The organism is Legionella nigrisilvae (assembly GCF_977063395.2).
Map to the genome: position 1 here is coordinate 549157 of NZ_CDRUGZ020000027.1, position 12999 is coordinate 562155.

Genomic DNA, 12999 nt, shown 5'->3' on the forward strand with positions numbered 1-12999 from the left:
CTCCTACTTTATAGTTCTAATTCTTTGACTAATTCTTTTGGTTTCTGAGAAAAAAGGTGGATACTTTTATTTGGGATAAAATTCATCTCCCTGAGATTCATTTGAATTGATTGAGCTTCCCATGATTGCTTCCTATTAATTATTGATTGAAGTGGTACAAAATTTTGTTGCTTATATCGCTCGTAATGGTTCACTAATTGTTTACTTGAAAAAACATCAAGAGAAGCAGGCTTTTCATCATTATTTCTTTGTATTGCCCAAATCAACTCTTCCTTATTATCTGTAACCAAGGTCATTCCATGTACTGCCCTAGAAATTTGTACATAGAAATTTTTTAGAGTGGCACTAAAACGATGATAAGACTCCATAAGTCCGATTCCATAACTTGCATCTTGTCCCTGGACTTTGTAATTGGTTAAGACATAGCTGTAATCAAGGTGTTTTAGGCAAGGATGGGTATGTTCCAGCTGCAAAGAAATACCATCCTTCGTTTTAAAATGAATCGCTTCGTTATTAATTTCGTAAATTGTGGCACATTGACCATTTCGAATACCTTCTGCTTTAAAATTCCGGGTCCACATGACTTTATCACCCTCATAAAGTTCAAGGGGCTTTGATTCATAAAGCTCAATAAGTCGTTCAAAAGGTGCTGTGTGGGTTTTATATTGGGGAAGATTTTTTAACGCGAAGGGGATGATTTTCCCTTGTGCATTAATAAGCGGTAAAACGTTCTCTCGGTAATGGTGCTTGTCCATTTTTCCAACAGTATAATAAGACCCCCGCGTTATCCGCCCATTAATAAAATCTTGGTTAAAACGGATTAAATTTCCTTTTTGGTAATAAGCACTGTGCCGCAGTTGAGATGCTTCTATAGATTTAGCCTTAAGCACTTGGTGCTCAAATTTATTTCCTCTTAAAACCGTCTCCTTCTTAAGACCTTGGCGAATAATTTCTGTAATTTCTTGCCGATTGGCATGAGTAGGAGCAAATAACAAGGTTTCTTCACGCTCCTGGGGAGGCAAAGACAACCACTTTTGCGCTATCCATTGAATTCGTTCCTCATGAGAATTTAAAGTTTGGACGTTAAGATGATTTAATGCCTCTTTAACGTTTCCTTGAGTCGCATAAATTACTGCATCTTTTGTATCTTTATTTTTTTGACGTACGATTTCATCCATAATGGAGGTTTTAATTCCATACTCTTGGGTGAGGCTAAAGATCCTGCCTGTATTAACGCTTGGAAGTTGTGCCTTATCACCAACCAACACTAAACGGGCACCCGTTCGCTCGACTTGCTTCAGCAGCTCATGACCTTGATGCGAGGAAAGCATTGATGCCTCATCGACAATAAATAGTGTTTTCGACAAAGAAGCGGTTGGCGCATCTTTTAGCTCCTGATGCACAATCGGAAAAACATCGGCTGTAATCCCTGCTTTTGTTTGTAGCTCATGCGCTGCGGAACTCGCTACAGTTATTCCACGTATGGTATATCCTCGCTCTTCGATTAGAAGTCGTGCCTCAGCGAGCATAGAGGTTTTAGCAACGCCTGCATAACCTTGAATTGCAGAGAATCGATCGGTATTGGTCAATAATGCAATCATGGCTTGTTTTTGTGAGGCAGTCATTGAATGAGCTAACATGGAGCTTCGCTCGTCTTGAAATGCCTCGACCCTCCCTTTTGTTGCAATAGGTTTTACACTCCCTTTATTTAGCTCAATTCGAGCAAGGGTTTCGGATTCCACTGTGAGTAGCCAAGGAGTTGTTAAAAGGGTTTTCTGGGTTTCTGGACATGTACCTTCATAAAGTGTTTGCTTTGTCTTCTCCTGCGCAATTGCTGCAATAATGGTTTCTTTGGTAATTGCTTCAGGGTAAATAAGACTGTGCTTCATTGCTTCGTGCAATAAAGTTCGCTCACTAAATACTGCAGTACGTTGACTTAGCGTTTCAATAGCTACTTGCACACAGGCCTTTGCCGCCTTTAATTCCGTGGGTTCTTTGGTGTGACGATTTATTGTGACGAAGCTAATAAGTTTCTCTTTTAATTCTGAAACCCAAGAGGTGGATTTGCTCTTTTGACCTCGATTCTTGATGAAACTATGCGCATCAAAATTAAGTTCTTTGGCACGCTCTTGCCAATCATTGTCGAGCACCTCCATATTCTGCTCTTCTTTATTCTGTCGCGTGAGAAGGGTTGCTGCAGAAGCACTTTTTGCCCCTGACCACCCTTTTTCTTCTAAATGCCGTTCAATGTCTTCTCGTCTTCTGGAAAATTCCTTTAATACTTCATCTGAAATTCCCTCTATTTCAAATAATCCATCGCCTGTAAGTCGTAAATTATACCCTGCGTCTTTAAGTTGATTGGCCAAATGCTGGCGATAAATTAACCCACAATAATGTGCATTATTTTGGATTTGCTCAATAACGCCACGATTTCGTGAAGGATCACTGGCTAAAGAACGCATCTTCCCTTGGTGATACGTCATATTCATGGTGACACAATGAGTATGTAGCGCTGGGTCGTTCGCTCGAGAACTGGGCTGCCTGAATGCCGCAATTAATAAATTATCCGTCTTCTCATAAAAGAGTTCGCCTTCTCGTCGGATGCGGGTTTCGGAAAACTCACTCTCTATTTGAGAAATCGCATATTTCACTGCCTCATCATGAAAACGAATCAGCTCCGGAGCCGCACCCAGACCAACTAAAAGGGAAACACTTTTAGGTGCGGAAAAAGTCATATCAAAACCAGGTCTATGCTCCCCTTTTAGGTTTTGCAATATTTGTCCGTTAGGTAATCGACCTTCCAACAAAGGTAACATCTGCTCTTTTTCAACAACGCCTTGTAATTGTAAATGAGCACATGCTTTACCCATCCAATGCATGGCTGTTGCATCACCTGCATAATAATTAAACGCTGCAGTATAATAATCTGCTGCACCTTGGGCTGATTTTAAAGGTTGTATACTGAGCATTCTTTGTTAGTCCATGTATTCTGTGAGTTGACGTTCTTTGCCTTTTGAGGAAACTGCCTCTAAATTTGGACCTGAGGAAGAATCGCTTTCTTGCTCCACTTTTAAAGAGTCCTCTGAGCTACAGGTTGGTACAGATCTTTCGACAAAACCTTGCGTTTGTGTTTGACGAGGTATTAATTGAAGCTGCAACTTAGTCACAGAATAAGGTCCTGGAAGACGTAAAAAACAAGCTAAATCTTGAAGTTCTAAAATTTCAGGATAAGCAACAATAGGCCGGGTTACCCGCTGACTTCCCAGAGAAATCCCATCCCGAATGCTATTCGCCCCGTAGGAGTAATTCTCTCGAGATTCTTCTATTTCCTCTTCACCCAATTCATTAGCAACAAGACGTGCCATATCACTACTGGGGCTGCGAAAGAAAAAACGGGTATTGAGCAAATCAAATAATTCACGTGCTCCACTTTGTCCATATACTTTGGTAAGCTGGGCAAAGCTTTGCATTCCTAATAAAAAACAACCTCCAAACTTTCGCACCTCAGCAATCGTCTCTCCAAGCAAAGGCAATTTATGCAAACTAGGTAACTCATCACAGACAAACCAAATACGGCGATTTCGATTTGGTTCTAAGCTTAAAAGTGTCAGCGATGCCATAGCCAACCACATCGACATCAAGGGCTTTAAGGTTTTGTGCTGCTCGCCATTGGATGAAATAAAAAGCCAGCCTTTTCGACTGTCATCCAAAATGTAATCACGTATTGAGAAAGCTGATTTATTGTGCGTTTCAACTCCTGATAAAGTCTGTAAGGATTTAAGATAGGTCGTAATTACGGAACGAATTGAAATCGCGGTTTTTTCAATCTTACCACTGACTAAGGTTGCAGCAGCCGTTCCTTTTAAGTACTCTTCCAATAAAGAAAATTCGCCAGTTAACAAAAGCCGAAGAAGCTTCTCAAGCGATCGGTCTGAGTCATGGCGCATGGTTGAAGCTACTGAGGAAAAAACAGTTCGGGCTGCATTGACCCAAAATGGATCTGATTCCCCGTGCATCGGGATAAGACTTTCGGCCATATTTTCAAAATCAGAATCCCGAGGTGCTTCTGCCCACATATCCCAATTAGGACAGCGTGCATCAAAGGGGTTTAACACAACATCCAATTCTTCTTGAAAATAATGGGAGATAAAGGAGCAGCCTTTATCATAAATGATAACGCGATCACCTCGTGTGCGTAATGCATCCAACATTTTCATGATGAGTTGGCTTTTACCCGTTCCTACGGTTCCATGGACTAAAAAATGTTGTACTTCGCTTCCCACAATTAATGGAAAGCCATCAATATGGATGTCTGAAGCAACATTATCTCGAATAATTAAATGCTTTACGTGTTCTGAAGTGCCAATACGACTTCCTCGAATAAATTGATGCTTGCTTTGTTCTTTACCCCGACGAATAAAATAAAAGGCAAGCCCCACTCCTATAAGAAAAGAAATACAAAAAGCACCTAAAGCAGATTGACCTAGGGTTCGAGTTATCTCACGTGCGTTTTCATCATAATAGGAATAATTTAGAACTTGCTGTACGTTTTGATGGTATTCCTTGCCATGAAAAGAAAGGGTGAAAACATGACTTTGGCCAATAAGATTTAAAAGTTTAGCCCAATAATACACAGAAGCATGCTGTAGTTTTTCAATTGAGGTAACACTCCAAATGATAAACCCGGTAACTAGCAACCAAAGAAATAAGCAAATCACCGTCAATGATTTGGTAATCTGATCCCACATTCTTAGGTTATGAAAACTGATTTGTCCGCCACGGGTATAATGTTTAAAATTAGGCTCATTTTGCATTAACGATTCATCCTTACTTTTAGGCAAAGCAGTGGCTACCACTGCTTGTATTTATGGCGATTAATAAATTACTTTGGTGAATTAATTTACAGAATCCCAGTGTCCTTTCTGGTCTTTTCGAAAGAACTCATGCATGACTGAAAAAAGGAGATTTAATCCAATGCGATTTATTTCCATACTCACAACAAAATAAGTAATAAGAAGGCTACCAAAGTAGGCAAACCCCATGAGAAAAAAGATGTCAGAAGACTCAGCAAAACTTGCACATAAGGCGCAGATTACTGTAAATACTCCAAAGAACAAAAGAGCAGATTGCTTTAATTTTTTGACCAGTAACGGCCCTGTTTTTAATTGATGCTCCAGATGAAAACGCACCAGAATACTGAAATTAAGTGTTTGAGTAAGTAACAGCATGGCACCAAGACTCAAAAATAAGCTCGAAAGTGCTGCATCTTGGATAATGTGCACTACTGTATCATGTGCCATAACATCATTAGACGGGTTACGGATACCTGTATAAACAAAGGTGGTTAAGATAATGAGCCATATTTTCCAAAAACCACTAAAAAATAATTTCAACAAGGCTCCATAATAAAATCGTGCCGGAATTATGTCAGGATTTAATCGCTTAATGCGCTGTATGTCTGCATCTAATGCACATTTCAATTCCATTGAATTCATTGTTTTTCTCCTCTCGTTTGCAGTCCTAAGACTTTGAACTTTTTCCATTTAAAATAAATTTTTGTGCGTCTCTCCCTTCATTAATGGCCTTAGTCTCTTTCTTCATTAGATCATGCTGAGCTTTATGAAGCAACTTTTCTTCTGTTTGGAGATGATGCGGTATTTGATGGATTTGCTTTTGAACATTCTGTTGTAAGTAGTCTGTCGATTTAGAGTTTATTCCTACGTTTAATGTCATCGCACTCCCTGTCAAATCTTGATTATTCTTTTGATAAGATGTGCTCAATTGATTTTCTCTTTGCTCAACATACCGGCTTCCTTGTTGACTTAAAGAATCCACATTTTTTGGGGAGGCTTGGGAGTCAATATTTGTGAGCAACTCTTCTCGTTTGTCGGCAAGGAAACTTTGACCGAGTGCCTGAAGTTGATTCAGAGAATTAATATCACCAGGCCGACCAAAGAGTTCGTCTCGTCTTGGCTCGCCAACTTTCTTAGCCACGTAGGCAGGAAATGCTTGATTCAAGTCTGTATTAATTTGGGCCGAATGGGACTCCACATAACTTTTTGCTTTAGAGATGCGCTGCGCTTTAGACGTGTTCGCATCATAATTATGACTTGCCGTTTCTGCTTGCCGAAGGTCTGCACCCAGCTGATTGGATAAGGAAGCCGCTTGTGAATGGCTGTCGTCAAAATGATGATTTTTTGCAAAGTGTTGTACGTAATTGACTGCATCATTAAAATCTTTCGCTTCTCGTGCAGAAAGACTTCCATCCATTGACTTGTGGTAGCGATTGCTGTTACTTGAGGACTGCTCGTATTTAAGATGTGTCTCTCCTCCTGCATTAAACCCAGTGCCCCATTGTGCTAACTTCCCAAAGAGACTGCGTTTGGTACTAATCCCTGCCTGCGCTCCCCACCCACCACTGGTTAAATGAGTAAGGGCTTCCTCTTTACTCACGCCCATTCGTTGGGCCGCATCTTCGGCGATGTGACTGATTGTGGAAAGGGCTTTTGAATATTGAGATGACTCGCTGGCAGAAACTCCCTCACCTAAACGCATCTCATGACCTTGTAACTGAGACAGTTGTAAGGCACGATGGGCAAACTGAGATAAAGCAGATTGATAATGGTTGGATTCATTAATGGCTGCTTGACGAGATTGTTCATAGGCTTGGTTCAGTGATGCACTTAATCCTTCAGCGGTATTAATAGAAATAGCACTGCGGGTCATACCTGGACTTACATCAAAAATACTTCCACCCTGTGCGTTTACTGTTTTTAAAACACCGCTTCCTAATTGTTCTGTATGCATTCCACGAAGATGGGTCCAGTTGGAATCATGTTTGTTGGCTGAGAAATTATTGGCAGTGGTATTGTAGAAGCTGGTTTGCCCTAGAGCAAACGAGCCACTTGCCGCTTCGCCGGCAACTGACATACTCGAGCCTTGCATGTGGCTCATCATACTTGTGGCCAGATTACTAAAAGCCCCACCCAAATTGGACACTAAACCATGGGATAAGAACGGAATAAGCATCATCAAATAGCCGCAAGCCCCAGAAATGTCGGCATGGAGCTCATCGATTTGATTCAAATTGACCATAGTAAATTGACCGAATTCTGAGGATGAAGAGGCACCATAAAGGGTCATACCTGCATTGAGTATGGCAAAAAGAACAGGCCAAAACTGCAACGACATAAAAAATTGCACGTACCCATACAGAATACGCACCCCACCAGGAAGAGAGCTTAATGCAATAATCAAAGGAAAAACTCCAAAAAGTAACAGAGTAAGGCACGTATGGGTAATCGGTAAAATCCATAGTGCCTTTTGTCCAAGAACTTCCCAGCTCCAGCGATGCTGTACTTGCGATTTAGTAAACTGTTGATTAACCACTCCTGCAGTGGCATCAGTAAATGCCTGATACTGTCCTACTCCTTCTCTCATGGCATTTATCATCATGCTTTGTAAAAACACATTACTTGCTGAGTCGGTGAGCCCTTGATAATAATTGAACGCAGATTTTAAGTGGGTGTTAAAGAGTGCTTCATAAGTGGTATTTTTGGGTTTACCAAATAAATTAACTCCGAAAAAGGTATAGGCTTTTTTAATTTCTGTCTCAAGTTTTTTGCGAAGACTGTATGGACCATCAGCTTTTGATGCTTCTTGGCAAGTCACCAGCTTTCCACTTACTTTAAGCATTCGAAGAGGAGATGCTTTCTTGGTGATTAAATCCCAGAGATTGGCAGAATGTGCCAAATCACCCACTGAATATTTATGATTCATGCGAATATCTCCAACCACACAGACTCGAAAATATTCGCTCATCTCTTCTTTAAGAACGGGGTCAATAATGCGAAAACCGGTGGATGCTTGAATAAGACGTGAACCAAATAAAGCACCCGTTTGGGTATACTGCAAATCATTGGGCATTGAGAGCAAGGCATCATAACTTTGTGCAAGCCCATAGCCGATGGTGGTGATAAGGCTTGCGCTCAAGCCAAACACTACAGGTACGTTATCGACTAATTTGGGAGTTTGGCTCGAAATATCATCAATAAGTACTGAAGTTTTAGGCAATAAAATAATATTAATTAATACGATGTATCCTAAAAACCAATGAGCAAACGCCATAGGGTTTCGGGTTTTTAAAAAACCAATGGTGCTCATTACAATACCAATCAATGCGGTAATGCGAAGTAAACCTAAAAAGCTGTCTTGCTTCATAAAAGAGGTCGTGGCATTAATGATATGTTGGACGAGTTCACCACCGGCTAGTACATGAATCGTTATCATTCTATGCTCCTACACTGTTCATGCTGGAAGCTACTTGCTTTTCAATGCGTGCCATGCGCTCCACCAACGCTAATTTCTGCTGCAGCTTATGCCCTACTTTCGGATCGATTGAAGTCACTAATATTGTTGCCTGACTGATTCGTTTCTGAATTTCTTTTAATAAATCGGAATTGAGTTCAGAACCTGCCGTAGCTTGGTTTACTTCGATGAGCAATTCGCTTAAATAATTAGTCAGCAAATCTTGAGCAATAAGCATGGAATACTCTTCAATATCCACGGCTGTGCTGCCATAATGCATGCTGTTTAGAACGGATAAAAACTTCATAACCGGTAATGAAGTCATACTTAAGAAATTGAGCTCACGCATTCCTGGCTTTTCATCATTAACTAGTTTTGAATTCATGGTGCGAATAATCTCACGTACTTTGTAAGTGAGCGTTGCCGTTTCGGGTATCGAAATATCTTGAAGACTCACTTGCAAGCATGCACTCGTGCCTCCTGCATCCTTACAACGCCATATTTTGGCTTGATGGGTGGTTCCTACCCCAATCAAAGCATTAATTAAAGTGGGGTTAGAGGCAAGTGAGGGCACATTGGTTACTTTACCTTGGCCATCGATAATAAGAGTTCCCGTAAGACTCATGACCATTTCAGCTAGTTCTCGGTCGGAATTCAAAAATGATTTGGCTTGCAAAATGGACCAAATTAAATTTTTGTTGAGTACCACCTGTTTTTTTCGTTCGGGGTCAGTTGATGCCTTACTCATTACGTTATCAAATCCAGTTCCTGAACAGGCCATACGTGCTTTGACGTAATCACTAAATAAACCTTCTTTTCCCATAGCAGCTTGGTCTTTACAAATCTTTTGTTGGCTCTCAGCAGTTTTAGGCCAAACCCCACCCACCATATTTTGTGATAGTTGGCAGGAATTGATGCTCGCTTGATTGGCCATTTGTTCAAGCTGTTGCAGATAATCTCTAACTTGTTTGAGTTCGGGCACCGTGGATGCAAGCATCACATCGACGGCATAAGCCCCTGCATTAGTCATTACTGATTTGCCTAAATCCACAAGCTTTTGTTCGCTTAGAAAACTCATGCTGCCGGTGAATAAATCAATTCCTCCGCATCCTGCGCGATAGCTTGGAAGGTCCAATTGCACCAGTTGATATTGACGAACTTGGTTGCGCGCATAGAGTGAGCCGCCACCAAAAAATCCTGCGGCTTGCGATTCAAACGCTGCAGGTGAGGTGACGTTGGATGCATAGCCTATGCCATTGAAGAAGTTATCTAAATCAGTACTCACGCTGGCATGGCCAATCGAGATAACCAACAGTAAAAGATAGCCAAGTGCTTTAGTCATGCATGTCTCCACTTCGCTCATAAGCAATAATTTTTGGGAGGAGTCGCTCTAAGCGACCACGCAACTCATCGTGTGTCATTGCCCCAAATCCTACGGGATAGAGCTTTTTTGTTTTAGGATTTACCACAAATAACGCAGGATACTGGATTGGATTTTCTTGATACGCTGCACTAATCCATTCGGTGGTAGCAGGTAAAAAGTTGGGGAATTCGCTCAAGGTTTGGTTATCAAAAGCTAAGGGAAGTACCTTTATTTTATTGTGGGTTGCCCAGGAATTAAGAATAGGGGCAAATTGTTGGCAATAAGGACAAGAGCTTGCGTAAAAGAAAATGAGCCCATGCTCTTTAAAAAAGACTTGTGTTTGCGTTTGAGGTTGGCTAAAGATTTGTGGCTTTATACCCTGCTCCTTTGCAGCAATCGTTGTTGTGAGCCAATCGGAATTTGCTGCACTAAGCGAAACACTAAGCAACATCATTAGGATAATAAGCATGCGTCCTTTCATACGGGTTCTCCTTGAAATTGGGTTGCCACCTGAACGAATCGTTCCATTAAGACATCCTGAGTAGTTAATCCATAAGCCACTGGTTCTGTTTTATTCGATTTTGGATTGACTAGAATAACTGCTGGAAAATAATGCACACCCAAATGGTTTGCCTGGCCTGAATCAATTTTTGAATGAGGTAATTGAGAGGAAATGGTTCCATCGATACTAATGGGCATTAAAGTCAAATGGAAACGATGACAAAAATCTACAAGGATAGGAATTTGTTTCATATCGTAGGGACTCTTGCCCCGATAGAAGAATAATAGTCCATGAGATTTTGCTAAATTGTTGATGACCTCTACTCGCTGCGCTTCACGCACTTCATCTGTAATTTTGGCACCAAGGTTGGACGTGGGATGGGTAACCGTATAGTCATACTCAGGATAAACCAACATTGTTTGTTGAAAAAGCTGCTTAAAATGAGTGGATTCTTTAAGCCAGTAATCTTGAAGTCTTAAAAAAACGCGCATGTCTTCAACCTTCTTTGTATGTCGTGCTTTATGTAAGGCTTCCATGGTGTAAAAGCGAAGCACTGCATCACGTTCAGTAAAGCTAAGTTGATTAAAAGCCTTACCTCGAGAACTTGGTTGCTTCGATTTTTTCTGCTCCTTTTCAATGCTATACCAAAGAAAACCGACCGGTTTCTCAGCGAATACACTAAGTGAGTTTAGGAATATCAAAAGAAAAACCCCCCATTTAATCATGAGATTGCCCCATCTGTTTTAAGCGCTCGATATGGGACTGATTGACCGCAGATACTTGCCCATCATTTGGCAGTACTTTGCGACTCATGAGCTCTTGGGAAATGGGCGATAAATCCAAAACAGAAAAATTAATACGTTCCAGTTCTTCTGGGGTGATGCCACGGCAATTGGCTTTATTGTCTTCATCTTTTGCCCAGCCAAAGTGTATACCTAACTGATAATATCGTCCTTGGATTTGTAGGATGGAGGCCAATTGTGTGGGAAAAACACACCACGATTCTTTTTCTTCCAGGCAAAGCCCTAACTTTTTTAAAGCACAAAAAGTTCCTACTTTATATGCTCTTCCTTCTTCCTTGGCTTTGGCAAGCCGCTTCTCATCATCACTGCAATGGGTCATTTGGTGACTGCCATGACAACAATTGCGTGTATTGGCAACCACTTTGCGACAGGTTGAATTTGTTCCGATAAAAATAGCAGGAATCCCACTGCGAACTTGCTTGGTTGCGACATCGGAGGCAGCACCCGCAAGAGCCCCGAGGCGGGACAATCCTTCCGCTGCATCATCACTTTCTTCCTCAAAAGATAAGTCACATGCTCCATCACTACAGGGTATTTTATCAGGACAAATGGTTTTTTCTGGAAAACACACTTGGGTCATACAGGAAAAAGTTTGGAGAAACCGGGTACACAATCCATTGGACGCATTAAGACACTGTGAACTCACTTGCGAACAGCCCGCCTGAAGCAAGGGCATGCAATAACTGTTTTCTAAATAGGAGCATTGATAGTTCGAAGCATGACCCCAGCATGGTCTGGTAATGGCAATGCCCTCAATGATTTTTGTGGCGTTTGGTTCTAGACATGAATTGCTATGGGTCAAAATACAGGAATCTGAGGTTTTCTTGTCGCAGGTTTGAGTAACCCACGACTCGTCACTCACCTTTTGGGTTAGCGTCATTTTAAGAGTAATCGGTGCTTTAATTATTTTTCCTAAGGAAATTGTCACTGTAGGGTCTTTGCAGGTAGGATTTTTGATCAGTTGTAGTACTTTCTTGTGATACATCACCACCAAATTTAATGTTTCACACGAAGACTTTATTTCTGCAAGATTAACCTGACTGCATCTTTTATTGTGTTTACCGCATTGGGCTAAATGAAAGGTTGCGCTGCCGCGAGGAAACATGACTTCGCGAGTAAACTGTTGTGAAAGCGGTTTTAGGGTCACTCTAAGGACATCACCACAGGAGATATTTTTATAGCCCAGGGTTTCTTCGCAGGTTTTGATCTCTGGGGTCGATTGACAATAACCGGGCTCTTTATAGCAGACCCCATTTACTGCATCTTCTGGATTTTCAAGTAATTGTTCGGCATAACGCATCGCTGGGCTATTCGGATTGTAGCGTCCTTTAGTGCGAGTTCCTGCCTGTTGATAAACTTCTAACGCATCCGGATTATTAGATAGTGCGTTTAAGCCTGTAGCTGGCAAAGTGTTCGTTCCTTCTTGCGGAAGAAGGCTCATTTCATTGGGATTTTGCGTATATCCTTTTAATATTCTTTCAGGATTGAATCCATTTAAAGACTGTATTGCCTCATTACGCGCTTTTATCGCATCAGATGGAGTTTGAGCCATTATCGCGGTAAAGAATGTACTCAAAAATAGCATCAAGATGAATTTACTCACCGCTTATCCTCCGAGCATCTTGGATGGTAAAGCGAGTATCTCCATGTCCTGCAATTCGCGCTAATCCTTCTTGGAGTGGCAAATGGCCATAAATCACATCAAAGCTCTGTTCATCTGCCACTACCAAAGCAGGTACTTGCTGAATACCAAAACGTTCAAATAAAGTGGGGTCAATTGCCAAATTCAAATTAGGAATATGCTTACTTAACGCCATAACTTTAAGTGCAGTGTCTCGCATTGAATCGTGATATAGTCCGTTTAAATAGGCGGGAATATGTAAACGGCTACTTTCTTTGAGTGTCTCTTCCAATAAGTTATAGGGCATGGAGAAGCTAACAAATACCGATACTGTAGAAGCAACGAGCACTGTATTTGCGAGGCATCCAAACAATAAAGTAATTCCTTTTTTTAGCATTTTATC

9 protein-coding genes are annotated in these 12999 nt (G+C 41.2%); all 9 read right to left on the minus strand.

Features of this window, described 5'->3' with window-relative positions; translation table 11 throughout:
* Positions 1 to 8: 8 nt before the first annotated feature.
* The 9 genes from mobF to trbC all read right to left on the minus strand — a co-directional run bounded on the left by mobF (position 9) and on the right by trbC (position 12993).
* On the minus strand, positions 9 to 2969 hold the full coding sequence (mobF, locus tag ACWTE2_RS19710) for a MobF family relaxase (RefSeq protein ID WP_454783998.1): 2961 nt from the start codon (positions 2967 to 2969) through the stop codon (positions 9 to 11).
* 6 nt (positions 2970 to 2975) lie between these two features.
* Positions 2976 to 4814 (minus strand): type IV conjugative transfer system coupling protein TraD, encoded by a 1839-nt coding sequence (gene traD / locus ACWTE2_RS19715; protein ID WP_454783999.1) that lies wholly within the window; start codon positions 4812 to 4814, stop codon positions 2976 to 2978.
* 81 nt (positions 4815 to 4895) lie between these two features.
* Positions 4896 to 5495, minus strand: coding sequence for a hypothetical protein (locus ACWTE2_RS19720; protein ID WP_454784000.1), 600 nt, complete (start codon positions 5493 to 5495; stop codon positions 4896 to 4898).
* A gap of 25 nt (positions 5496 to 5520) precedes the next feature.
* A complete protein-coding gene (traG, locus tag ACWTE2_RS19725) occupies positions 5521 to 8289 on the minus strand; it encodes a conjugal transfer mating-pair stabilization protein TraG (RefSeq protein WP_454784001.1) in 2769 nt (922 codons plus the stop codon).
* A 1-nt stretch (position 8290) separates the two neighbouring features.
* Complete coding sequence (locus tag ACWTE2_RS19730) at positions 8291 to 9649, minus strand: conjugal transfer protein TraH (protein WP_454784002.1); 1359 nt, start codon at positions 9647 to 9649, stop codon at positions 8291 to 8293.
* The gene (gene trbB, locus ACWTE2_RS19735; RefSeq protein WP_454784003.1) at positions 9642 to 10151 is read right to left on the minus strand and encodes a type-F conjugative transfer system pilin assembly thiol-disulfide isomerase TrbB; all 510 of its coding nucleotides are present in this window, start codon (positions 10149 to 10151) and stop codon (positions 9642 to 9644) included. The genes ACWTE2_RS19730 and trbB overlap by 8 nt, the downstream gene beginning before the upstream one ends.
* A complete protein-coding gene (gene traF, locus ACWTE2_RS19740) occupies positions 10148 to 10897 on the minus strand; it encodes a type-F conjugative transfer system pilin assembly protein TraF (RefSeq protein WP_454784004.1) in 750 nt (249 codons plus the stop codon). Before traF ends, trbB begins: the two co-directional genes overlap by 4 nt.
* Positions 10890 to 12578: a conjugal transfer protein TraN gene (gene traN / locus ACWTE2_RS19745; protein ID WP_454784005.1), complete on the minus strand. Its 1689-nt coding sequence runs from the start codon at positions 12576 to 12578 to the stop codon at positions 10890 to 10892. Before traN ends, traF begins: the two co-directional genes overlap by 8 nt.
* Positions 12571 to 12993 (minus strand): type-F conjugative transfer system pilin assembly protein TrbC, encoded by a 423-nt coding sequence (gene trbC, locus ACWTE2_RS19750; protein WP_454784006.1) that lies wholly within the window; start codon positions 12991 to 12993, stop codon positions 12571 to 12573. The genes traN and trbC overlap by 8 nt, the downstream gene beginning before the upstream one ends.
* Positions 12994 to 12999 lie beyond the last annotated feature (6 nt).